The 22,474-nt window shown below is 68.3% G+C and carries 27 protein-coding genes and 2 pseudogenes; 19 read left to right on the top strand and 10 right to left on the bottom strand.

Features of this window, described 5'->3' with window-relative positions:
* The first annotated feature begins 46 nt into the window (after positions 1–46).
* A complete protein-coding gene (locus A5706_RS23420) occupies positions 47–1,054 on the top strand; it encodes a 4-hydroxy-3-methylbut-2-enyl diphosphate reductase (RefSeq protein ID WP_068135988.1) in 1,008 nt (335 codons plus the stop codon).
* On the opposite strand, the gene A5706_RS23415 is transcribed toward A5706_RS23420, so the two are convergent.
* A complete protein-coding gene (locus A5706_RS23415; RefSeq protein WP_082964574.1) occupies positions 1,055–2,197 on the bottom strand; it encodes a DUF6542 domain-containing protein in 1,143 nt (380 codons plus the stop codon).
* Between the two features lie 131 nt (positions 2,198–2,328).
* On the opposite strand from A5706_RS23415, the gene ychF reads away from it, so the two are divergent.
* Positions 2,329–3,402 carry a redox-regulated ATPase YchF gene (gene ychF, locus A5706_RS23410; RefSeq protein WP_068135984.1) on the top strand — a complete coding sequence of 358 codons (1,074 nt, stop codon included), beginning with the start codon at positions 2,329–2,331 and terminating at the stop codon, positions 3,400–3,402.
* Positions 3,403–3,491: 89 nt separating this feature from the next.
* Positions 3,492–3,920: a hypothetical protein gene (locus A5706_RS23405; RefSeq protein WP_068135980.1), complete on the top strand. Its 429-nt coding sequence runs from the start codon at positions 3,492–3,494 to the stop codon at positions 3,918–3,920.
* Here the strand turns inward: A5706_RS23405 and A5706_RS23400 are convergent, their stop codons facing one another.
* Entirely contained in the window at positions 3,921–4,400 is a 480-nt protein-coding gene (locus A5706_RS23400) for a hypothetical protein (RefSeq protein WP_068135977.1), read from the bottom strand.
* 183 nt (positions 4,401–4,583) lie between these two features.
* On the opposite strand from A5706_RS23400, the gene A5706_RS23395 reads away from it, so the two are divergent.
* From A5706_RS23395 to A5706_RS23385, 4 genes are all read left to right on the top strand, one after another.
* Positions 4,584–5,135: a VOC family protein gene (locus tag A5706_RS23395; RefSeq protein WP_068136025.1), complete on the top strand. Its 552-nt coding sequence runs from the start codon at positions 4,584–4,586 to the stop codon at positions 5,133–5,135.
* 50 nt (positions 5,136–5,185) lie between these two features.
* A complete protein-coding gene (locus A5706_RS23390) occupies positions 5,186–5,578 on the top strand; it encodes a hypothetical protein (RefSeq protein ID WP_068135975.1) in 393 nt (130 codons plus the stop codon).
* A complete protein-coding gene (locus tag A5706_RS32545; protein ID WP_082964573.1) occupies positions 5,578–5,958 on the top strand; it encodes a hypothetical protein in 381 nt (126 codons plus the stop codon). Before A5706_RS23390 ends, A5706_RS32545 begins: the two co-directional genes overlap by 1 nt.
* 87 nt (positions 5,959–6,045) lie before the next feature.
* A complete protein-coding gene (locus tag A5706_RS23385; protein ID WP_068135973.1) occupies positions 6,046–6,459 on the top strand; it encodes a VOC family protein in 414 nt (137 codons plus the stop codon).
* Positions 6,460–6,461: 2 nt separating this feature from the next.
* On the opposite strand, the gene A5706_RS23380 is transcribed toward A5706_RS23385, so the two are convergent.
* Positions 6,462–7,070 carry a TetR/AcrR family transcriptional regulator gene (locus A5706_RS23380; RefSeq protein ID WP_068135970.1) on the bottom strand — a complete coding sequence of 203 codons (609 nt, stop codon included), beginning with the start codon at positions 7,068–7,070 and terminating at the stop codon, positions 6,462–6,464.
* 69 nt (positions 7,071–7,139) lie between these two features.
* Here A5706_RS23380 and A5706_RS23375 point away from each other — a divergent pair, with 69 nt between their 5' ends.
* The 4 genes from A5706_RS23375 to A5706_RS23360 all read left to right on the top strand — a co-directional run bounded on the left by A5706_RS23375 (position 7,140) and on the right by A5706_RS23360 (position 9,839).
* Positions 7,140–8,312 carry an aromatic ring-hydroxylating dioxygenase subunit alpha gene (locus A5706_RS23375; protein ID WP_068136022.1) on the top strand — a complete coding sequence of 391 codons (1,173 nt, stop codon included), beginning with the start codon at positions 7,140–7,142 and terminating at the stop codon, positions 8,310–8,312.
* A gap of 76 nt (positions 8,313–8,388) precedes the next feature.
* Entirely contained in the window at positions 8,389–8,586 is a 198-nt protein-coding gene (locus A5706_RS23370; RefSeq protein WP_082964572.1) for a nitroreductase/quinone reductase family protein, read from the top strand.
* Positions 8,587–8,735: 149 nt separating this feature from the next.
* The gene (locus tag A5706_RS23365; protein WP_068135967.1) at positions 8,736–9,278 is read left to right on the top strand and encodes a glycoside hydrolase; all 543 of its coding nucleotides are present in this window, start codon (positions 8,736–8,738) and stop codon (positions 9,276–9,278) included.
* A 237-nt stretch (positions 9,279–9,515) separates the two neighbouring features.
* Entirely contained in the window at positions 9,516–9,839 is a 324-nt protein-coding gene (locus tag A5706_RS23360; protein WP_068135965.1) for a putative quinol monooxygenase, read from the top strand.
* On the opposite strand, the gene A5706_RS23355 is transcribed toward A5706_RS23360, so the two are convergent.
* A complete protein-coding gene (locus A5706_RS23355; protein WP_068135962.1) occupies positions 9,836–10,516 on the bottom strand; it encodes a guanylate cyclase in 681 nt (226 codons plus the stop codon). The genes A5706_RS23360 and A5706_RS23355 overlap by 4 nt on opposite strands.
* Positions 10,517–10,612: 96 nt before the next feature.
* Between A5706_RS23355 and A5706_RS32540 the strand changes: the two genes are divergently transcribed.
* Positions 10,613–10,822: a hypothetical protein gene (locus A5706_RS32540; protein ID WP_068189922.1), complete on the top strand. Its 210-nt coding sequence runs from the start codon at positions 10,613–10,615 to the stop codon at positions 10,820–10,822.
* Here A5706_RS32540 and A5706_RS23350 read toward each other — a convergent pair.
* Positions 10,774–11,607, bottom strand: a complete 834-nt coding sequence (locus tag A5706_RS23350) for an adenylate/guanylate cyclase domain-containing protein (RefSeq protein WP_068135957.1) — start codon at positions 11,605–11,607, stop codon at positions 10,774–10,776. The two genes, A5706_RS32540 and A5706_RS23350, sit on opposite strands and share 49 nt — an antisense overlap.
* 103 nt (positions 11,608–11,710) lie before the next feature.
* Between A5706_RS23350 and A5706_RS23345 the strand changes: the two genes are divergently transcribed.
* The gene (locus A5706_RS23345; protein ID WP_068136019.1) at positions 11,711–13,120 is read left to right on the top strand and encodes a glucose-6-phosphate dehydrogenase; all 1,410 of its coding nucleotides are present in this window, start codon (positions 11,711–11,713) and stop codon (positions 13,118–13,120) included.
* Between the two features lie 13 nt (positions 13,121–13,133).
* Positions 13,134–14,156 carry a phosphogluconate dehydrogenase (NAD(+)-dependent, decarboxylating) gene (gene gnd, locus A5706_RS23340; RefSeq protein WP_068135955.1) on the top strand — a complete coding sequence of 341 codons (1,023 nt, stop codon included), beginning with the start codon at positions 13,134–13,136 and terminating at the stop codon, positions 14,154–14,156.
* 89 nt (positions 14,157–14,245) lie between these two features.
* Here the strand turns inward: gnd and A5706_RS23335 are convergent, their stop codons facing one another.
* Positions 14,246–15,124: an alpha/beta fold hydrolase gene (locus tag A5706_RS23335; RefSeq protein ID WP_068135952.1), complete on the bottom strand. Its 879-nt coding sequence runs from the start codon at positions 15,122–15,124 to the stop codon at positions 14,246–14,248.
* A 136-nt stretch (positions 15,125–15,260) separates the two neighbouring features.
* On the opposite strand from A5706_RS23335, the gene A5706_RS23330 reads away from it, so the two are divergent.
* From A5706_RS23330 to A5706_RS23320, 3 genes are all read left to right on the top strand, one after another.
* The gene (locus tag A5706_RS23330) at positions 15,261–15,743 is read left to right on the top strand and encodes a VOC family protein (RefSeq protein WP_068135947.1); all 483 of its coding nucleotides are present in this window, start codon (positions 15,261–15,263) and stop codon (positions 15,741–15,743) included.
* Positions 15,744–15,888: 145 nt separating this feature from the next.
* Entirely contained in the window at positions 15,889–16,794 is a 906-nt protein-coding gene (locus A5706_RS23325) for an alpha/beta fold hydrolase (RefSeq protein ID WP_068135944.1), read from the top strand.
* 4 nt (positions 16,795–16,798) lie between these two features.
* On the top strand, positions 16,799–18,040 hold the full coding sequence (locus A5706_RS23320; RefSeq protein ID WP_068135941.1) for a WS/DGAT domain-containing protein: 1,242 nt from the start codon (positions 16,799–16,801) through the stop codon (positions 18,038–18,040).
* 3 nt (positions 18,041–18,043) lie between these two features.
* On the opposite strand, the gene A5706_RS23315 is transcribed toward A5706_RS23320, so the two are convergent.
* The 3 genes and pseudogenes from A5706_RS23315 to A5706_RS23305 form a co-directional block, all read right to left on the bottom strand.
* The gene (locus tag A5706_RS23315; protein WP_068135939.1) at positions 18,044–18,658 is read right to left on the bottom strand and encodes a hypothetical protein; all 615 of its coding nucleotides are present in this window, start codon (positions 18,656–18,658) and stop codon (positions 18,044–18,046) included.
* Positions 18,655–20,247 (bottom strand): annotated as a pseudogene (locus A5706_RS23310) (pyruvate, phosphate dikinase); the annotation flags it as partial. The gene A5706_RS23315 and the pseudogene A5706_RS23310, both read right to left, overlap by 4 nt.
* A 79-nt stretch (positions 20,248–20,326) precedes the next feature.
* The gene (locus A5706_RS23305; protein ID WP_255406334.1) at positions 20,327–20,926 is read right to left on the bottom strand and encodes an NADPH-dependent F420 reductase; all 600 of its coding nucleotides are present in this window, start codon (positions 20,924–20,926) and stop codon (positions 20,327–20,329) included.
* Between the two features lie 64 nt (positions 20,927–20,990).
* On the opposite strand from A5706_RS23305, the gene A5706_RS23300 reads away from it, so the two are divergent.
* Positions 20,991–21,503, top strand: coding sequence for a DoxX family protein (locus tag A5706_RS23300; protein ID WP_068136013.1), 513 nt, complete (start codon positions 20,991–20,993; stop codon positions 21,501–21,503).
* Positions 21,504–21,577: 74 nt separating this feature from the next.
* Here the strand turns inward: A5706_RS23300 and A5706_RS33210 are convergent.
* Positions 21,578–22,344 (bottom strand): annotated as a pseudogene (locus A5706_RS33210) (hypothetical protein); the annotation flags it as partial.
* Here A5706_RS33210 and A5706_RS32530 point away from each other — a divergent pair.
* The coding region (locus A5706_RS32530; RefSeq protein WP_156767293.1) for a PE family protein at positions 22,327–22,474 on the top strand (148 nt) is incomplete at its 3' end. The pseudogene A5706_RS33210 and the gene A5706_RS32530 sit on opposite strands and share 18 nt — an antisense overlap.

Raw genomic sequence — 22,474 nt, 5'->3', positions numbered from 1 at the left:
CCGGCGGATAAGTCCAAGCCGACCGCCGGCCGGTACCCTGAATGTCATGCCGCCGACTGTTGACATGGGAATTCCCGGCTCTGTGGGACCAGCCAGCTCGGTAGCCGACGACCCAGCCCGCAAGAGGGTGCTCCTGGCGGAGCCGCGTGGCTACTGCGCGGGGGTGGACCGGGCCGTCGAGACGGTCGAGCGCGCCCTGGAGAAGCACGGCGCCCCCGTCTACGTGCGCCACGAGATCGTGCACAACCGGCACGTCGTCGACACGCTGAAGAAGGCCGGCGCCATTTTCGTGCAGGAGACCGACGAGGTACCCGAGGGCGCCATCGTGGTGTTCTCCGCGCACGGCGTCGCGCCGACCGTCTACGCCGCCGCCGCCGAACGCAACCTGCAGACCATCGACGCCACCTGCCCCCTGGTCACCAAGGTGCACAACGAGGCCAGGCGCTTCGCCCGGGACGACTACGACATCCTGCTCATCGGCCACCAAGGGCACGAGGAGGTCGTCGGGACCGCCGGCGAGGCGCCCGAGCACGTGCAGCTGGTCGACGGCGTGGCCGCGGTGGACAACGTGACGGTGCGCGACGAGAACAAGGTGGTCTGGCTCTCGCAGACCACGCTCTCGGTCGACGAGACGATGGAGATCGTCGAGCGGCTGCGCCAACGCTTCCCGAAGCTGCAGGACCCGCCCAGCGACGACATCTGCTACGCAACCCAGAACCGCCAGGTCGCCGTCAAGGCGATGGCGCCCGAATGCGAGCTGGTCATCGTCGTCGGGTCGCGCAACTCGTCGAACTCGGTGCGGCTCGTCGAGGTGGCGCTGGGCGGCGGCACCGCGGCCGCGCACCTGGTCGACTGCGCCGACGACATCGACCCGGCGTGGTTGGAGGGTGTCACGACGGTGGGCGTCACCTCCGGTGCGTCGGTGCCCGAGGTGCTGGTGCGCGGTGTGCTCGAGCGGCTCGCCGACTGCGGCTTCGACGTGGTGCAGCCGGTGACGACGGCCCAGGAGACCCTGGTGTTCGCGCTGCCCCGCGAGATCCGGTCGTCGCGCTAGCTAACCCTCGTACTCCCAGGATTCAGCCGGGAAGCCGCGTTGCGCGCGGGAACTACCCCGGCGCTCGGCTCGCGGTTCCCTGGGCTCGCTCAACGGGGTCTCCCCGCGGTAGCGCACCCGTGAAATCGGGTGGTGGGTCGAGTTGCCGTTGCCGCTCGGGGAGGGGCGACGGCGCGGGGGCTCGTATGACTCGTACCGGTCGTAGCGCTCGCTGGGCGGCTCGTAGCCGTCGAAGCGGCTGCTCCGGGGAGTCGGCCGGTCGTAGGGATCGCGGCGGGCGCGCGGCTCGCGACGCATTTCCCGCGGGTCGGGATCGCCCGACGGCCGTTGGCGGCGACGCGGCCGCGGCGGGGGCTCGGCGGCGTCGAAGTCACGTGGCGGTGCCGGGCGCCGGCGTCGCGGCCGGTCGGTTGCGGGTTCGCCCTCGTCGTGAAGCGGCGGTCGCGCTCGCCGGGAGTGGCTCCGGCTCGAACGCGCGGCGGACCTGTCGGTGCTCGCCGTCCGGCGGCCCCTCGAGGCGGCGTTCGCGGACCGTCCGGACGCGCGGGTTCGCTTGGAGCCGGTGGCCGGTGCGTCCTCCGCCTCGTCCTCGCGACGAGCCAGGCCGAGGAGCGAATTCAGTTTCGCGCCAATGCCGCTGAAAGAAGAATGGGAGGTTCGCGACGTCGCCGTTGCGGCCTCTTCCTCGGAGCCGGCTGCGACCGTTGGGGCCGACTTCCCGAAATACCAGCGCACCAGGCCGATCAGCAGCACGCCGCCCGCGGTCCCCAGCATCAGCGGGAAGCGCTCGATGAGCGGATACCCGCAGTTGATCAGGAGATCCTTGAGGTTGCCGAGCTTGCGTCCGTGGAACATCCAGTAGGCGCCGGGGACCGCGCAGAAAAGAATCAGCGGTGGCTGAATGATCGCGGTGAACACGCCCTCCTGTCGCACGGCCAGTACCGCGGCCACGCAACCGGCTATATAGAAGCCCGCGAAGACGTGCGTCAGGTCCTTGTGGCCCATCCCGGCATCGATGCCGTAACCGATGGCGGTCGCGGACACCGCGATGAGCAGGGCCGCCCACCACGGCACACCTGGGATCCTGGGGTGAATCGAGCGGTGGTTGGCCTCAACCGCCGATCTTTCCCGCTGCGCTGACACATGTAGACCGTACCGGGAATGAGCCGAAACGCCCGTAAAGACCTTGTTAGCGACGGTTGGCGTGCCCCCGCAAAAACAAAGCCGCACGCACGAACGAACCGCCGCGGTCGGCCCCTTAGACTTGGTTCCCCGTGAGCCTCAGCCTGGGAATCGTCGGCCTGCCCAACGTCGGCAAGTCGACGCTGTTCAACGCGCTGACCCGCAATAACGTGGTGGCGGCGAACTATCCGTTCGCGACGATCGAACCCAACGAGGGCGTGGTTTCGCTGCCGGATCCGCGGCTGGCCAAGCTGGCAGAGCTTTTCTCCTCCGAGCGCATCGTTGCGGCGCCGGTCACATTCGTCGACATCGCCGGGCTGGTCAAGGGCGCGTCGGAGGGGGCCGGGTTGGGCAACAAGTTCCTGGCCCACATCCGCGAATGCGACGCCATCTGCCAGGTGGTGCGGGTGTTTTCCGACGACGACGTGACCCACGTCGCGGGCGAGGTGGACCCCAAGTCCGACATCGAGGTCGTCGAGACCGAGTTGATCCTGGCCGACCTGCAGACGCTCGAGCGCGCGCTGCCGCGGCTGGAGAAGGAAGCGCGCACCAACAAGGAGCGCAAGCCCGTCTACGACGCCGCCGTCGCCGCGCAGGCGGTGCTGGATGGGGGCAAGACGCTGTTCGCCGCGGGGAGTGATGTTTCGCTGCTGCGCGAACTGAACCTGCTGACCATCAAGCCGTTCTTGTACGTCTTCAACGCCGACGAGGCGGTGCTGACCGACGCCGCGCGGGTCGCGCAGCTGCGCGAGCTCGTCGCGCCGGCCGACGCCGTATTCCTCGACGCCGCAATCGAATCCGAGCTGGTCGAGCTCGACGACGAGTCGGCCGTCGAGCTGCTGGAGTCCATCGGGCAGACCGAGCGCGGGCTCGACGCGCTGGCGCGGGCGGGTTTTCACACGCTCAAGCTGCAGACCTTCCTGACGGCGGGGCCAAAAGAGGCGCGGGCGTGGGTAATTCATCAAGGCGACACCGCGCCCAAGGCCGCCGGGGTGATTCACACCGACTTCGAGAAGGGCTTCATCAAGGCCGAGATCGTATCGTACGACGACCTGATCGCCGCCGGGTCCATGGCGGCGGCCAAGGCGGCCGGCAAGGTCCGCATGGAGGGCAAGGACTACGTCATGGCCGACGGCGACGTGGTGGAGTTCCGGTTCAACGTCTAGTCAGCGGTCGAAGACGGTTGGGGCTTCCCACTGGACAGGTGTCCAGCTATCGTGACCATCACGTTGATGTGACCGGAGATGGGGCTGAGATGAGCAAGGTTCCGAGCCGCCAGGCTCGTTTGGCGCACGCTGCCAAACACGCTGACTTATGGAATCAGGGCAAGAAGGACGAGTGGGTGGCGTCGTGGCGCACGATCTGCCCCGGCGAGGTCCGCATGTTCGACCCCGTCGGCACCGAGGAGAAGCACGGTTTCGCCGCCGCGACGTCGGAGGCGTTCGACATGTTCCAGTCGATCCTGAAGATCAAGATGATCACGGTGCAGGTCAACGGGAACGAGATGGCGTGGGTGTGCGAGAACCACTTCGGTACCGAGCCGAACGTCCAAATGGCTTACAGCATCGAGACGTTCGCCTGGGACGACGACGGCAACCTGCTCATCAAGACGTACTATCCGATGCCGGAATCCGTTGGCGCGGAAGCGGACCCGTACGCCCATCTGCTGGAAGGGCGGCAGTAGCTACGCGATGGCGGGCGGAAGAACGCTTGGCTCCCCCGACTGACTACTCGTCTTGGTCAAGGTAAAGCGATGTGCGATGGGTTGGCTGCTGTGGTCCGAATACCCGCAAGCGGCCTCGGTGCGGACGACCACCATCGTGCCAGTCCCCGCAATGGGGTCCCAGTTCCATTCTTCGAAGCCCCGATGTGTCGTCCCGTCATTGCAGCGCCACGCCGCGGGATTCGGCGGAAGGGCCAGATGCCAGTGATCAGCGTAGAACTGGGCCTGGCCCGAGGCGTTGGAGAAAGCGACCTGGGTGCAGCCGATACCGCACGACGTGGCCTTGAACGTCAGATCCTGCATACTTCCGTCGCCGAAGTGGACGGTGTACATCCCATTCACCACCTCGTCGGCGGCCATCACCGGCTCGGCTGATGCCGGTGCCGCGACGGGAATAGCCATCGTGGCCAGCGCGATGGTCGCTAGGGGTATCTTCCGCATCGGCGTTCCTAACTGGTAGCCCTCCGGCAGCACGATACGACCAAGTCACCGGAAAATACAGGCCCTGAATGGGTTTGCCGCGATGACCGTTCGCGTGAGCCAAGGCGGCATCAGCCTTACTGGTGCTTCGCACTTGGCGTTGCGGGTACTACTTTTCGTAGTAAGCGGTCCGGAGGAGGCATGATGCGGTGGCGCGGTGTCTGTCACGTCGAGTTTGCGGTTCTGGACTACGACGACTCCATCGCCTTCTATGACGCGTTGTTCGGCTGGCTCGGATACAGCAGCTTCTCGTCCTTGAACATGGAATACCAGTCGACTTACTACATGGCGCGTCATCTCAGCCCGCACAGCTACATCGGCATTCAGCCGGCCCGTACCGGAAACAAGTTGACGCACCGCGACCAGGCGGTCGGCATCAATCACGTCGCTCTATGGGCCCGGAGCAGGAGGGAAGTCGACCGCGTCCACCGTGAGTTCTTGATCGCAAACGATATCCCCGTCACCGACGCCCCGAAGGAGTACCCGCAGTACTGGCCCGGTTACTACGCCGTTTTCTTTGACGATCCGATCAACGGGATTCATTGGGAGTTGGCCTGGATCCCGAAAGTCCCTACTCCCCGCCAACTTTGGTCGTTTTATCGTGCGATTCGTGCTTTTGCCACAAGTCGTCCGGACCTAGCCAACACGGTGGCCGGCGTCGCAAGGCAGGCGAGCAGAACGCTGCCTACCCGGTGACCTCGGGCTTCCACAATTACGTCGGGGGCCGCGCGGCGTTAAGGTAAGCCGTGGTCGTTGATGGCGGCACCGAAACGCGGGACGAACCCGAACGACGCGCAGCCGAGCTGGATAGCCGCGAGGAGTCTCTCGCGCGGCGTGAGATCGAGCTCTCCAGGCGCGAGCGCGTCGCCGACGAACGAGAACGCGTCGCCGATGAGCGGGACCGAATCGCCGACGACCGCGAGCAGGCCGCCGACGACCGCGAGCAGGCGGCCGACGACCGCGAGGGCGCGACCGCGCAGCGGGAGCGCGAGCGGCTCCGGCGCGTCGACGAACGGGCGGAGCGCAGCCAGGCCGCTGCTAAACGGGAAGACGCCGAAATCAGGCGTGCGGTGGCCGAGACCCGACGGGGTCTCGAGGATCGGGCCGCTTCGCCAGATGAGGGGACGGCGGCTCAGTGATGTCGTCGGTAAATCAAACGAGACCGTGGGTCCGCCGGTCAGCGGGCATCCTGGGCGCGTTGGCTTTGTTGGCCGTCGGTCTGGCTGGCGGCTCCGAACCCACGGCGCAGGCGGCTCCGGTTCCCGTCCCGAGCAGTCACTGGTGCCCCGGTGATCAGTGGGACCCGGCCTGGGGCACCGCCTATAACTGGGACTGGAACCACTGCCACGACTGGCAAGGCGCGCCGGGCCCGCCTGGCTGGGGACCGTGGGGACCCCCGCCGGGGTGGGCGCCGCCGCAGCCACCCCCGCCCTCGTGGGCGCCCGGGGCTCGGCTGATGTGGAACCCCACGGTCAACGCTTGGGGCTTCTGGAACAACGGGATCTGGACCCCGGTTTAGCGCTCGTGTCGGAAGCTTGTCGGAGGCTTGTCGGTGGTCGCGCCTAGCCTTGCGTCGACGCTAGACACCGCCACAGGAAGGGGCTCCATGAAGTTTGTTTCGACCCGCATCATCACCGCCGACGTCAATCGGCTCGTCGGCTTCTACGAGATGGTCACCGAAGCCTCCGCGGTATGGGGCAATGAGCTCTTCGCCGAGATCCCGACGCCGGTCGGCACGCTGGCCATCGGCAGTGACAAGACGGTGTCGCTGTTCGGGGCGGGATCGGCCGAGCCGGCGGCAAACCGCAGCGCGATAGTGGAATTCCTGGTCGAGGACGTGGACGCGGATTACGAGCGGCTTCGCGACCACGTGGCCGACATCGTGACGGAGCCGACGACCATGCCGTGGGGAAACCGGGCCCTGTTGTTCCGGGATCCCGACGGCAATCTGGTCAACCTGTTCACCCCCGTCACCGACGCGGCCCGCGCCAAATTCGGAATTGTGCTGTCGGAGAAGTAATTTCAGCGCCGCACGACGGAATGCGCACGCACTGACGGCGCGATCCAGTCCGTCAGGAAGGCGCGTAGCCGCTTTCCGGTGCGTGCGGGGCGTCCGGGGTCCACGATGAGCGACTGCAGCACGCGCAGCATGACCTCGACCAGTTCATCGAGCTTGCCCGCAGTGAAACCCGCTGCGGCCCAGTCGACTTCGAACCTTTGCAAGATCGACCTGCCGAACGAGATCGCCATGTCCGAGGTCACCCCGGCGGTCAGGGCGCTGGCCTTACCCGGCTGCAATACCAGGCTGAGGTACTTGTCGTGGGCGATCTGCTCGTAGGTGTAGGCGATGCCCTCCACCACGGCCTCGGTAGGGTCGGTGATCGAACCCAGATGGGTGGCGAGCCGATTCAGGAAGGCGTCGACGGCCGAGAGCGCCGTGGCACCCAGGAGCGCCTCATGGGTCGGGAAGTAGCGATAGACGGTTTGGCGCGTCACGCCGAGGCTCTGGGCGACCTCGGACACGCTCACGGTGCCGCGTTGGTCGATGGCGGCGCGCGCCGTGTCGATGATGCGAGCGACCGCTTCGTCGTCGTCCGCCGGGATGTCCCCGGACCAGCCGTGGCGTCGCATTGCGTGATCGTCGCACAAGGGCCCGCCGAACCTTGACAAGACAAACCACAGCAGATGTATGGTCAGACGATGCCGTTACCGACCGAAAGCCCAGTCAACGGCACCGACGAGAAGCTGACCCGGCGAGGGTTGCGCCACGCGCTGGACGGCACGACGGACCTGGCCGAGCGGGAACTCAAGGTGCCGCTGCACTATTACCGCGATCCGAAGATCACCGAGATCGAGGAGTCGCAGATCCTGCGCAAGGTGCCGTTGGCCATCGTCCCGTCGGCCCAGGTGGCGGCGAAGAACGATTACGTGGTCCGCTCGGTGCTGGGCGATTCGCTCCTGGTGACCCGTGACCGCTCCGGCGCCAGCCACGTCTTGCTCAACTACTGCCGCCACCGGGGGGCCATGCCCGCGTGCGGATCCGGCAATGCCTCCCGGTTCGTGTGTCCCTATCACGCCTGGACATACCGGAACACCGGCGAGCTGTTCATGGTTCCCGGCAAGGCCGGCTTCGATTCCATGGATCCGAAGAAATACGGGTTGGTGGAACTGCCGTCCGAGGAACGCCACGGGTTCGTCTGGGCGGTACTGACCGCCGATGCGACCCTCGATCTCGACGCGCACCTCGGCGCCCTCGACGCCGAGCTGGCGCTGTGGAACTACGAGGCGTACGGATACCACACGCAGCGCGAGTTCACCTCCAAGGTGTCGTGGAAGGGCGCGCTGGAAGCGTTCGCCGAGGGATACCACTTTCCCTACGTCCACGGCGAGAGCCTCATCGGGCAGAACACCCTGGCCAACACGATGGTCTACGACGAGTTCGGCAAGCATCACCGCATCGGCTTCCCGTTCAACTGGATCACTAACGTGGAGACCGACCCCACCGCTTCGACGGAACCGCTGATGAACATGGGGGTGATCTACTGGGTGTATCCAAATCTCATTCTCGCCAACAGCCCTGTGGGCGTGGAGATTATCGACATCCTGCCCGACGGCGAGCCGACGCGCTGCACGGTCCGGCACAGCTGGATGGCCCGCGTCCCGGCAACCAACGATGACATGAGGGCCGGATACGACGCCGTCTATGAAGGGGTGCACGCGGCCGTTCGCGACGAGGACTTCGCGATGCTGCCCCAGTGCGGCGAAGGTGTCAGGCACGGCCAACACGACCACATGATCATCGGCCGCAACGAGATTGGCGTCCAGCACATGATCAACGTCTTCGCCCAGGAACTCGGGGTGGCGCTGCAATGACCGCACCCAAGCGGCCCGAGCAGCTGGACTCACCGCTGCTGCCGGTCATCTTCCGCCACACGAGCAGGGTGCAGGTGTGGGTTTACCGGAAGACGAACGGGTGGATCGGACCGTTCAAATCGGCGGCGAGCGGCGACCGGTGCGCGCGGTGACCGCCGACGCAGAACAGCGCAGCCGCCTGTGGCCACGACTGGCCGAGCTCTACGCGGACTTCGACACCTACCAGAGCTGGACCGAACGCGAGATTCCGGTCGTGATGTTGCGGCCCCGCTGAGCTCGCCGGCCGGCGAGATTTCGCGGCGAGAAATTTGCTGGCTCGTAATCGATTCGCTATCGATGTGGCGCACGCCATTGCGTTATTTACGCATGACGAGGGCCACAAATTTTGGTTCGCCATGAACGCAATTGCTACGGTGCCTGCCCATGGTTGTTTTAGCAACGTTGATGTCGCTCATCAATCAGGTCTCCGGGACGCCCTATATTCCGGGTGGAGATTCTCCCGCCGGGACCGATTGCTCTGGGCTCGCTTCTTGGGTCGCCAACGCGGCGACCGACAGGCCGGTGTTCGGTAGCAGGTTCAACACCGGCAACGAGGAGGCCGCGTTGTTACAGCGCGGCTTCCAGTACGGGACTGCGCCCAATGCGTTGGTCATCGGCTGGAACGGCGGGCACACCGCGGTGACCCTGCCGGACGGCACGCCGGTATCCAGCGGTGAACGCGGCGGCGTGCACATCGGAGGCGCCGGCGCCTACCAGGCGGGATTCACCCACCACATGTTCCTGCCGATGCCGGATGGCGACGTCGCACTGCCGCCGCCACCCGACGCGCCCCCGCCACCGCCGGACGCGCCTCCGCCGCCGCCGGAGGCGCCTGCTCCGCCCGCGGTTTTGGTCGACGCCCCGGCCCCGGCACTGCCGGCGCCGGACGCGCCGCCGCCCGGGGATCCCGCAATTCCCAATCCATAAAGAATTGGATTCGCGCCGGTCTCATTATCCGAATGGGAGCGCATTCGCCGCGAATGTGAACCGATCGCGATAATGGCCCGGTTGTGACGCGCGCCACTTTCGTGCGGGTGTGAGCCGGGCCGAAAACCGGCGAAATCTAATAGCAGAAATTCGCCTAGGCGTCAAAGTGGATGCCTAGGCGAATTTTGCTGGAGAACCGCTGCGCGCCTGCGCGCCCGCGGCACGTATCCTGCGGCCATGATCTTCATCGTGGTCAAGTTCGAGACCAAGCCGGAGTGGACCGATCGCTGGCCGGAACTGGTCGCCCCGTTCACCGCGGCCACCCGTGCCGAAGAGGGCAACCTGTGGTTCGAGTGGTCGCGCAGCCTCGACAACCCGGCGGAGTACGTCCTCGTCGAGGCGTTCCGGGACGACGAGGCGGGCGGCGTCCACGTCAACAGCGATCACTTCAAGCGGGCGATGCAGGAGCTGCCGCAGGCGCTGAAATCCACGCCCAAAATCATCAACCAGACGGTCGAGGCGACGGGCTGGTCCGAGCTGGGGGAAATGACCGTCGATTAGCCGACGGCGACCGCGATTTCACTGCCCAGCTGGTACCCCGGGGCGAGCGGGAGCGCGTCACCGCTCCAGAACGACCCCGGGTCAAACCAATTCGCGTCCTTGTCGGTGACAATCAGGCCCATCTCCTCGTAGGTGATCGCCACCGTCTCCGCGCAGTACGCCGTCTCCAGGCTCATCTTGCGCTCTTGCCTGCGGCGCTGCGTCTGCTCACGAACCTTACTGTCCACCAAGGGGATTCCGCGCACCCAGTCGTTGATGGTCGGGAGCCGACCGCGGAACCACCGGCCGGTCAGGCGGGCGGTGGTGGGAAACGCGGTGCCGTCCATTCGCGCGATTACCCGCAAGAGCCTGTTCTCCTGTTCGCGGGTGGCATACGGCGTCAGCTGGCGCAGCCAGCACCGCTGTTGGTAGCGGTCGGTCCATTGCAGGACGGCTTGGCGCAGATCGTTGAGCTGCACGCCGCGGTGATTGGTGCCGGTCCAGACGTCGACCAGTTTGTCGCCGAGCTCGGCATGCCAGATCAACGGGGGAAGGTCGTCGATGGCCACCGTCATGCCGACGTGGTTCACCGGAGCGTTCGTCAACGTCTGGATCGCGCGGTCGGGTCGTGAGCGGCCGCGAAACAGCCAGAGGTCGCCGGTCCGGGTCTCGTCCAGCGCCTGGTCCAGTGTCAGCATGTAAATCCGCCCGTCGCTTCGGGTTTCGCCAGCGCAGTCATTATTAGCCCGGGGAGGACTTCGCGGGCGACCTTGCGTGGTAATAGCCTGTCAATTATGCGCAGGGTTTGGAAGTGGATCGGGCTCGCCGGTGTCGCCGGCGTGGTGGCCGGGGGAGTCCTGGTGGCCCGCGACCAACGCAAGCGACGCGCCTACACGCCCGACGAGATCCGCGCCCGGCTCCATCAGCGACTGGCCGAATCCGACGCGGCGAGCTTTCAATCCAAGTCGGGATCGGCTTCGGGCTCGACGGAGAACAACCGGTAGCGGCCCGAAAAGCCCTTCAACTCCACCTCGCGCCCCTCGTCGAATCGGATCCCGTCACAGTCGCGCAGGGCATCTCGCACCGGTTCGCTCACCAGGATCTGGCCCCCGGCGGCCTGGGCGGCGACCCGGGCCGCCATCGCGACGTTGCGCCCGAACAGGTCGTCGCCGCGGCGCACGGACCGGCCCATGTGGATGCCGATCCGGACCCGAATGTCCTCGTGTCGCTTACGTTTTCCGTTGTTGTGCAGCGCTTCCTGCACATCGATGCCGCACCGCACCGCCTCCTCGGCGCGCGAGAAGGCGATCATGTAGCCGTCGCCCTGGCTCTTGACCACGTGGCCGGACCGTTCCCGCACGAGTCCCGAAATGAGCTTGTCGTGCGCGCTGATCAGCTTGACCCAGGCGCGGTCACCGATGCGTTCGTTGAGCGCGGTGGACTCCTCGATGTCGGAGAACAGGATCACCACCCGGCCGTCGGGGGTGACCCGGGCAAGGTCGGGCCGCTCGACCTCGGCCCAGTCCGCGAGGTCCTCGATCGAGCTGCGCACAACGGCGCCGAAGCCCTCCTTGCGCATCACGTTGGCGGCGTTCCACACCCGTTTGACGGCTTCGCGCCCGCCCGACAGCAGCTGAGTGCGGGCGTCGGTCCGCGCTCGCAGTTCCTCGAGCTCCCGGCGGCCGCGCACCAGCAGCACCGAGAGCACGGCGATGGCGCCGGCCTCGATCACGGCCACCCCGGCGAGGACGTAGACCGCGAGATGCAGCATGTCACCCACGCTTGGCATCCTGCCAAAGGCCCCCAGTCGCTCGGGTTGTCGGGCCCACAGGCAATGTCTAGGGTTGAGCACGGGCCGCCGCGGGTAGCGAATCTCAAGGGAGGTGCGCGTCTTGGCCGACGGTGAGATTCGTTCGTCGAACCTATTGGTGATCTTCGGCATCACCGGTGACCTGGCCCGCAAGATGACATACCGCGCGTTGTACCGACTCGAATCGCGCGGCCTGCTGAAGTCCCCGATCATCGGCGTGGCCAGTGACGACATGCCCCTCGAGAAGCTGATCGAGCGGGCACGCCAGGCGATCGCCGACTCGGGTGAAACCCTCGACGATGCGGTGTTCGACCGGTTCGCCGCCCGGTGGTCCTATCTACACGGCGACGTCACCGATGCCGGGCTCTACGACGAGCTCGCCAAGCGGATCGGCAAGGATTGCCGTCCGCTGTACTACCTGGAAATGCCGCCGTCCCTGTTCGCGCCGATTGTCGAAAACCTGGCGAAGGTAGACCTGTTGGAGTGCGCGCGCGTAGCGGTGGAGAAGCCGTTCGGCCACGACCTGGCGTCCGCGCGGGACCTGAACGCCCGGCTGCGCGCGGTGCTCGACGAGGACCAAATCCTGCGCGTGGACCACTTTTTGGGCAAACAGCCCGTCGAAGAACTGCAGTACCTGCGCTTCGCGAACAACGGTCTGGCCAAGGTCTGGGACCGCGACAGCATTTCCGAAATCCACATCACCATGGCCGAGAACTTCGGGATCGAGGACCGCGGAAAGTTCTACGACGCGGTGGGCACCTTGCGCGACGTCGTGCAAAACCACCTGCTGCAGGTGCTCGCGCTGGTCGCGATGGAACCACCGGTCGGCCCCGGCGCCGATGACCTGAACGACAAGAAGGCCGAGGTGTTCCGGGCGATGCCGGCGCTGGATCCGGACCGCTGCGTGCGTGGCCAGTACCGCGGCTATACCGACGTCGCCGGAGTGGCGCAGGACTCGCAGACCGAGACCTACATCGCGCTGCGGACCGAGATCGACAACTGGCGCTGGGCCGGGGTGCCGATCTTCCTGCGCGCCGGCAAGGCGTTGCCGGAGAAGGTCACCGAGGTCCGGATGTTTTTGCACCACGTCCCCGGGTTCTCCTTCCTGCCCAACCGCCGGCCCCCCGAGCCCAACCAGATCGTGCTGCGCATCGACCCCGACCCGGGAATGCGCCTGCAGCTGTCCGCACAAGCCGGAAACTCCTGGCACGACGTCCACCTCGACTCGTCGTTCGCGGAGGACCTCGGCGAAGCGGTGCGGCCCTACGAACGGCTCCTCTACGCCGCGTTCACCGGGGACCGCCAGCTCTTCGCCCGCGAGGACGCCATCGAAGAGACGTGGCGCATCGTGCAGCCGGTGCTGGACAAGCCGGGCCGCGTCCACCACTACGACCCTGGCTCCTGGGGACCCGAGGCGGCGCAGTCGCTGCTGCACGGTCACCACAGCTGGCAGGAACCGTGGCTACCCCACCGCACGAAGGCGACAACTTAAGGAGACGGAACAAATGCAGCTAGGGATGATCGGCCTGGGCCGCATGGGCGCGAATATCGTTCGGCGCGTGGCCAAGGGCGGCCACGAATGCGTCGTGTACGACCACAGCCCCGAGGCGGTGCAGGTGATGGCCGGCGAGCACAACACCACCGGGGTGTCCTCGCTCGCGGAGCTGGCCGAGAAGATGGCCAAGCCCCGCGTGGTCTGGGTGATGGTGCCGGCCGGGACCATCACCACGGGGGTGATCGACGAACTGGCGAAGACGCTCGATCCCGGCGACATCGTGATCGACGGCGGCAACTCCTACTACCGCGACGACATCCGCCACTCGAAAACCTTGTCCGAGAACGGCATTCACCTGCTTGACTGTGGAACCAGCGGCGGCGTGTGGGGCCGCGACCGCGGCTACTGTCTGATGATCGGTGGCGACGACGACGCGTTCGCGCACGCCGAGCCGATCTTCGCCACTGTCGCACCCGGCGTGGATGCGGCGCCGCGCACGCCCGGCCGCGACGGCGAGATAGCGCAAGCGGAGAAGGGCTACCTGCACTGCGGCCCGTCCGGGGCGGGGCACTTCGTGAAGATGGTGCACAACGGCATCGAGTACGGGATGATGGCGTCGCTCGCCGAGGGCCTGAACATCTTGCGCAACGCCGACATCGGCAAGCACATAGAGGCCGGTGACGCCGAAACCGCGCCGCTGTCCAATCCCGAGTTCTATCAGTACGACTTCGACATCCCGGACGTCGCCGAGGTGTGGCGCCGGGGCAGCGTCATCGGCTCGTGGCTGCTGGACCTGACCGCGATCGCGCTGCACGAATCGCCGGAGCTGAAGGAGTTCTCCGGGCGGGTCTCGGACTCCGGCGAGGGCCGGTGGACGGCCATCGCCGCGATCGACGAGGGGGTGCCGTCACCGGTGTTGACGACCGCGCTGCAGTCCCGCTTCGCCAGCCGTCAGCTCGATGACTTCGCCAACAAGGCGCTGTCGGCGATGCGCAAGCAGTTCGGCGGGCACGCGGAGAAACCGGCCAACTAACCAGGCGTGCCCTCACGCCGGCCGAGCGTGCATTTCATGACGAATCGCCGGCGTGTCCCGTCGTGAAATGCACAGTCGGCATTCGGGACCTACGCCCGCTCGACGAAGGCGACGACGGCTTCGCTGAAGGCGTCGTTGTCGTCGCCGGCCGCGGTGTGCCCCGCGTTCGACAGCTCGACGAATTCGGCGCGGGGTACCTGGGTGAGGAAATGCTGGACGCCCTCGGGGCTGACGACGTCGGACAGCTTTCCGCGGATCAATAGGACGGGAATCGACAGGTTGGTGGCGGCGTGCTCGAACTTCTCGGTGCGCAGTTCGGGGTCGTCGCCAGGCTTGGTCATGAACGCCGGATCCCAGTGCCAGTACCAGCGTCCGTCGCGCAGGCGGAGGTTCTTCTTCAGTCCCTCGGGGCTGCGCGGCTTCTCCCGGTAGGGCAGGTAGGCGGCGACGGCGTCGGCGGCCTGCTCCAGCGAGTCGAACCCGTGCAGCCCGCTGAACATGAAATCGCGGATGCGGGCGCTGCCGCCCTTCTCGAATCGGGGGACCACGTCGACGAGCACCAGCTGCGTCACCCGGTCGGGGCCGGCAAGATCCGCGGCCAGGATGCCAGTCAGCCCGCCCATGCTTGCACCGATGATCGCCACCGGCCGGCCGATGGCGTCCAGCACGTGCATCACGTCCGCGGTCAGCGTTTCGACGTCGTAGTCGGCGTCCGGCGCGCGATCGCTGTCACCATGCCCCCGCGAATCCAGCGCGACGACGTGAAACCCGTCGTCGGCCAGGATTTGGCCGGTGTTCTTCCAGGAAAACCGGTTCTGGCCGCCGCCGTGCAACATCAGAATGGTGGGCCGGTCGGCCGCCTTATTGGCTAGAGGGGCCGAGCCGCGGTTCCATTCGTCGGCGACCAGGGTGATCCCCTGGTGACCGGAAAACTCGACCGTCTGAAAACTGCTGCTCACGGCGCTCATGGGCGTCCTCTCGGTAGATCGCCCCTCGACGTTACCTAGGCAATCTATTGACCCCGGCGTTGGGCCCCGATGAGTTCTCGTCGCCGCCGCGGTCTATCCATGGGACACACCTACGACGAATGCAAGGAGAACGGCCATGCCATCGATTACGCCCTCGCTGTGGTTCGACAACAACCTGGAAGAGGCGGCGGAGTTTTACACCTCGGTGTTCCCCAACTCGCGGATCGAGGGCTTCAACCGGACGACGGAGGCCGGCCCCGGGGAGCCGGGAACGGTCCTGTCGGGCAGTTTCGTGCTGGACGGCGCCCGGTTCATCGGCATCAACGGCGGCCCGCACTTCCACTTCAGCGAGGCGGTGTCCTTCACGATCCACTGCAAGGACCAGGACGAGGTGGACTACTACTGGCAGCGGTTGACCGACGGCGGCGAGGAATCGCAGTGCGGCTGGTGCAAGGACCGCTTCGGCCTGAGCTGGCAGGTCATCCCCGACCGCCTCTACGAATTGATCGGCGACCCGGATCGGACGCGCGCGGCGGCGGCCACCGCGGCGATGTACGGCATGCGCAAGATCATCATCGCCGACCTGGAACGGGCGGTGGCCGGGGAGCTCACCCGGTAGGCAGTATCGAAAGACATTGCCGCGCTGTGGATCTGGTTGATCTCGGCGGGGGGTCGGTGCGTCCCGGGCACGCAGGCGTTAGGTTGGTCGGTGCGGACGCGCCGAACAGGAGTGAACATGGCCGAGGATGCCCAGGGGGGCCGGGGTGGGTGAGCCGGGCTGGATCGACGTGCCCGGCCGGGCCGGGGACCTCAAGGCGCTCACCTGGGGGCCACCGGACGCCCCGATCGCGTTGTGCCTGCACGGGTTTCCCGACACCGCGTACGGGTGGCGCAAGCTCGCTCCGCGACTCGTCGAGTCGGGGTGGCGGGTCGTCGCGCCGTTCATGCGCGGGTACGCGCCCTCGTCGATCCCGACCGACGGCGATTTTCACGTCGGCGCGCTGATGGACGACGCCCTACGGGTGCGTTCGGCCGCGGGCGGTACCGAGCACGATGTCGTGATCGGCCACGACTGGGGGGCCATGGCCGCCACCGGCCTCGCCGCGATGCCCGACAGCCCGTTCGCCAAGGCGGTGATCATGTCGGTCCCGGTCACGGCGGGCTTCCGTCGCCGGGGCGGCGTGGCCGAGCGGGCGCGGCTCATCGGCCACCTACCGCCGCAGCTGCTGCGCAGCTGGTACATCCTCTACTTCCAATTGCCTTGGCTGCCCGAGCGTTCCGCGTCGTGGGTGCTGCCGCTGCTGTGGCGGCGGTGGTCGCCGGGCTACCACGCCGACGAGGACCTTCGCCACGTGGACGCCGCGATCGGCACGCCGGAGAGCTGGCGGGCGGCGCTGGGACCGTACCGCGCCACCATCCGCGCGCCGCGGCCACCGGAGAAGTATGCCGAGCTGAACCGGCTGTGGACCGAGGCGCCGCTGCTGCCTTGTCTCTACCTGCATGGCCGCGACGACGGTTGCATGACATCGGCTTTCACCCGGTGGACGGAAAAGGCGCTGCCCGCGGGCAGCGAGGCCGCCATCGTCGACCACGCGGGGCATTTCCTGCAGCTCGAACAGCCGGACAAGGTCGCCAACCTGGTGCTCACGTTCATCGGCTCGCCCGGCTGAGGCCATGGCGGCGCGGCGGATGGCGGCCGTCGATGCGCAGTTCTACTGGATGTCGGCCAAGGTTCCCAACGACGAGTTCCTGCTGTACGCGTTCGACGGCGAACCCGCGGATCTCGCGGGCGCGGTCGAGCGGGTGTGCCGGCGGGCACGCGAGTGCCCCGGCCTGACGGTTCGGATCCAGGAGCGCGGCCGGCTGGCCTATCCGCGGTGGGTGCCGGCGGTGGTCGATCCGGAATCGGTGGTCCGCCACGCCCCGACCGTCCGGGATTGGAGCGAATGCCTGACGTCCGTGGCCGGCCTCGCGGCGGACCAGCTGGACGCGCGCCGGATGCCGTGGCGGGTGCACCTGTTCACCCCGGTGCGGGGCGTTCCGGGGGTGCGCGGAGCGGGCACCGTCGCGGTCCTGCAGATCGCGCACGCGCTGGCCGACGGCGCGCGCGCCGCGGCGATGGCGGCCTGGCTTTTCGGCCGCGACGCGCCGGTGCCCGAGGTAGCAAGGCCGGCGGCGGGGTTTTTGCCCTGGCGGGCCGTCGATGCGGCGCGCGCCCATCGGCGGCTGATTCGCGACACCCGGGCCGGGTTGCTGGCGCCGGCGCTCGGGCCACGTCCGCTGCAGGCCACCAACGCCCGCCCGGGCGCCGCGCGATCGGTGCGCACGCTGGTCCGGCGGCGCTCGCAGTTGCGCGGTCCCACGGTCACCGTCGGGGCGCTGGCCGCGGTGTCCACCGCGCTGTCCACGCTGCTCGGCGAGGGGACGGATCCGCTGGGCGCCGAAGTGCCGATGGCCAAACCGGCTGTGGCACAGGCGCATAACCACTTCGGTAACGTGGTCGTCGGGCTCTACCCGAAGCTTGGCGTCGATGCCCGGGTCGAGCGGATCGCCGCCGACCTGGCCAACGGCCGGCGCCGCTTCGAACATCCGGCCACGCGTGCGGCCGACCGCGCGTTCGCCGCGGTGCCCGCCGCGCTACTGCGTTGGGGCGTAGCGCAGTTCGACGCCGACGTCCGCCCGCCCCAGGTGTCCGGGAACACCGTGGTGTCCAGCGTCAACCGCGGGGCCGCCGACCTGAGCTTCGGCGGCGCCCGGGTGGTACTCACGGCCGGGTACCCGGCGCTGTCGCCGGCGATGGGCCTGACTCATGGCGTGCACGGCATCGGCGACACCGTGGCGATCAGCGTGCACGCCGCCGAGTCCGCCATTCCCGATATCGACGAGTACGTCCGGCTGTTGGATGCCGTGCTGTGAGAGTTATTGCGCGTCACCCGATTTCGCCGCCTCTTCACGGGTCATGCCCATGGCGCCGATCAGTTCCTCGTGCAGCTCGAACCACACGGTGTGGTAGGAGTCGATGAGGGGTCGGGCCAGCCAGGCGGTATCGCCGGCCTTCACCTTGTCCAGCGCCGCGCCCAGTTTCGCCGCGTAGGCGTTCAACCGCGGCAACTGCGCCGCGGCCGCCTCGATGATCGCCAGCACCCGCGCGTGCACGCCGTCGAGGCGCGCCAGCACCGCGGCGTCGTATTCGGCGTCGTCGTGGGTGTTCGGGGCTCCGTTCGGGCCGCCCTTGAGCTGCCAGTCGGTGACCAGTGACTTGAAATCGGTGTTGACGGGCCGGAATTCGTCGTACGCGGCGGCCATCGCGGCCGGGTCCACGCCCGCGCGCTCCTCGTCGAGCAACGCCTGCAACCGGGCGCGGCCGCTGGAGCTGATCCGCAACGCCGCGCCGTCGACCAGTAGCCCCGACTCGGTCAGCCGCTCCACGATGGCGGCGACGTCCCCGGGATCGCGGCCCAGGGTCGCGGCCAGGTCGGCAGGACGCACCCGTCCCTTCAGCCGGACCGCTTGGAGCACAACCAATTCGATCACGTGGCGACCTCCGCCGTCAGCCGCAGCGCGGTCAGCATGACGATCAGCGGGTTGGGTGAAACCACGTCGGTGCGCCCTTGGTCGATGGCGGCGCGCACCGCGGCGTCGGAGGTGTCATCGAGCTTCGGATGGTCGCCGGCGGCGTGCGCCCGCAGCGGGCTGATGCGCCGCGCGATGTCGGCCAGCTCCCGCAGTTCCGGCGTGTCGTCTTCCGACCACGCCGACAGGCTCAGATTGCCTTCGCGCACTTCACCTTCGGATCCGTCGACGGTGATCTGGCGGCCGGCCAGGGCGGCCGCGGCGCCGCGGCCGCAGCCCACCACGGCCACCCGGCCGAGTTCGCGGCTGACCACCGCGGCGTGGCTGGCGGCGCCGCCGACCTCGGTGACGATTCCTTGGGCGGCCAGCATGCCCAGCACGTCCTCGGGCCGGGTGTGATCGCGCACCAGGATGACCGGTTCGCCCCGGTCGGCCGCGTCGAGGGCCTCGTCGACGTCGGTGTAGGCGGTGCCGGATGTCACGCCCGGGCACGCCGGCAGTCCCGCTGCCAAAAGCGGTGCAGCCAAACGTGTTTCGGGCTGTAACGAGGGCTGCAGCAAAGCTTTGACATGGGCCGGCGTCACCCGGCGCAGCGCCTCGACGTCGTCGATGAGCCCCTCGTGGCGCAGTTGGAGGGCGAGGCGCACGGCGGCCTGCGCCGAGCGCTCGGCCGCTCGCGTCTGCAGCAACCACAACTTGCCGCCGTCGACGGTGAACTCGATCTCCTGGACGTCGGTCGCGAGCCGCTCCAGGCGGCGGGCGGCGTCCGTCAGCTCGTGATAGACGGCCGGTTGCTCGTCGCGCAGGGCCGTGATCGGTCCCACGTCGACCAGTCCCGACACCACGTCGTCGCCCTGGCCGCCGGGAACCCACTCGCCGAAGGGCTCATCGGCGCCGGTTATCGGGTTGCGCGAAAAGAACGCTCCGGCACCGGAGTTGGGGCCGCGGTTGCCGAAGACCATCGCCTGCACGACGACGGCGGTGCCGCCCCGATCGTCGAGGCCGTAGTGGGCGCGGTAGGCGACCGCGCGCGGCGAATCCCAGGAGGCGAACACCGCCTCGATGCCGGCGCGCAGCTGTGCGTACGGGTCGGCCGGGGCCGGCCTGCCCACGATGCGCTGATACAACTGCGTGAAGCGCTGCCGGGTGTCCTGGGCGAACTGCGGGCCGCCTTCGGCCGCGAGGGCCTGTTCGACGGCGTCGTTCATGCCTAAGTCCAGGATCGTGTCCATCATGCCGGGCATCGAGTGCGTGGCCCCCGAGCGCACACTGACCAACAACGGCCGCGGGCCCCGCCCGAAGGTGCGCGACGTCTGCGCTTCCAGCCAGCGCATCAGGTCGAGCACGTCGTCCCAGATCGCGTCCATCGTCGCGCCGGGGTCCGCGAGGCAGTTGCGGCCCACCTCCGTCGTGAGGCAGAACGCGGGCGGTACCGGCAGGTGCTGCCGGCGCATCGCGTCGATGCCGTGGCCCTTGTTGCCGAGAAGCTCCCGTGGGTGACGCGCGTCGCCGTCGAGCGCGACGACGGCCGCGTTCTCCGGGGTGCCCTCGTCGCTACGAGTCGTGGTGCACCCCCTCGTCGTGCGGCCCGCTTTGCCGGGACCGTCCCGGCGGGCCTCGACGAGTATGTCAGGACGGTCCGCGCAGCAGCCCGAAGCCGAAGTTGGTGCCCAGCCCGCGGCGCAGCGCCAGGTGGATCCACAGCAGCCCGTAAGGCTCGAGCAGTCGCGCCAGTGTCAGGTCGCCGACGTCGACGGTCTCGAAGCCAAGCTCACCGACCAACCCCGCGGTCACCGCCTTGGCGTCGCCGTCGTCGCCGCAGACGAACATGACCGGTCGGCCCGGCATGCGGCGGGCGTCCATCATTGGCGCACCGATCTGGTTCATCGCCTTGCAGACCCGGGCGCCGGGCGCCCACTTCGCGACTTCTTCGGCGCCGGAGTTCTCGAACCCGACCTCGAGGGCCGTGACGTCGGGTGTCAGCGGGTTGGTGCAATCGATGAGCACTTTGCCCGACAGGTCGCCGCAGCCTTGCACCGCCGCCCGGGTGCTGTGCCACGGCGTGCAGAGCACCACGACATCGGCTGCGGCGGTGGCGAATTCGTTCGTTTCGACGGAACTGAGCGACGCATATCTCGGGTCGTCCGGGTCTCGCACGCCGAACATGATCCGGTGGCCCCGGTCGGTCCACGCGGTGCTCAATGCGCTCCCGACATTGCCGGCCCCAATGATCGCGATCTTGATGTCGGGCTCCTCTCCGGATTTCGGACCGCTACCCGCTAGGTTTGCACCTATGAATGTGTATGACGTCGGGTTACTGCTCCTGCGGCTGGTGCTGGGACTGACGCTCGCCGCGCACGGCTTCAACAAGTTTTTCGGCGGCGGCCGGATTCCGGGAACGGCTCGGTGGTTCGAGAGCATCGGCATGAAGCCGGGCAAGTTCCACGCCACCGTGGCCGCCATCACCGAGGTGTCCGCAGGGCTGGGCCTGGCGGCCGGGCTGCTCACGCCGATCCCGGCCGCGGGCTTCGTCTCGCTGATGCTGGTCGCGGCGTGGACCGTGCACCGGGCCAACGGCTTCTTCATCGTCAAGGAGGGCTGGGAGTACAACCTGGTGCTGGCGGTCAGCGCCGTCGCGGTGGCCACGCTGGGTCCCGGGAAGCTCAGCCTGGATTACCTGATTTTCGGCGACAAGCTGTGGTACCCCGGCTGGCCCGGCCTGGTGATCTCGGCGGGGCTCGGCCTGGCCGGCGCCGTCGGGCAGTTGGTGATCTTCTACCGGCCGCCGGTCAAGCAGGCGGGATAGCTCCCAGCGCCGCGAGCCGAACGCCACTGCGAGAATCGGCCCGATTTTTCGCAGCCACGTTCGGCTCGCGCGGGCTAGGGCGTCCCGTTGTTCCCGTTCTGGCCGAGCAGCAGCCCGGCGCCGCCGCCGGTACCCGGCGTCCCGGGCGGGTTGCCCGGGTCCCCGCCGTTGCCGCCGTTGCCGCCGTCGCCGATCGCGACGGCGTTGCCGCCGCTCCCGCCTGCGCCACCGGCGCCGCCGAAACCGGACCCGCCGGCGCCGCCGTCACCGCCGTTGCCGATCAGCCCGCCCTTGCCGCCGGCCCCGCCTGCGCCGCCGGGGGTCAGGGCGCTGGCGCCGGCAAGTCCTCCGCCGCCGCCGGCCCCGCCGGAACCGGTGAGCAGGCCGGCGCTGCCACCGGCGCCGCCGATCCCACCCCTCGAATCGCCGGCGCCGCCCGCGCCGCCGGCCCCGCCGTCGCCGAAGAGCATGCCGCCGTTGCCGCCTGCGCCGCCAGCGCCGGCGATGCCGTCGCTGCTGCCGCCGGTGCCGCCGATTCCGCCCGCGCCCATGCTCAGCACCCCGGCGTTGCCGCCGCGCCCGCCGGCACCGGCCGCGGTTTGTCCGGCTCCGCCGGAGCCGCCGGCACCGCCGCCGCCGAACAGCCCGCCGTTGCCGCCAGCGCCGCCGTTGCCGCTGCTGCCGTTGAGGCTGCTGAACCCGCCGGCACCGCCGGCCCCGCCGCCGCCGGACAACATGCCGCCGTTGCCGCCAGCGCCGCCGGCCGCGCTGTGAGGCTGAACCCGCCGGCACCGCCGACCCCGCCGCGGGCCCCACGACCGCGGTGCTGGCCGCCGGCGCCGACGAGGTGTCGGCGGCGTTGGCCACGCTGTTTTCCGGCCACGCCCAAGAGTTTCAGGCGCTGGGCGCCGAGGCGGCGCTGTTCCATCAGCAATTCACGCAGACGATGAGCACCAGCGGGGCGATGTTCG

The sequence above is a fragment of the Mycobacterium sp. E796 genome (genome assembly GCF_001672815.1).
Classification (GTDB): domain Bacteria; phylum Actinomycetota; class Actinomycetes; order Mycobacteriales; family Mycobacteriaceae; genus Mycobacterium.
The sequence above is the reverse complement of the archived record's forward strand: the minus strand, read 5'-3'. Positions and strand labels throughout refer to the sequence as shown.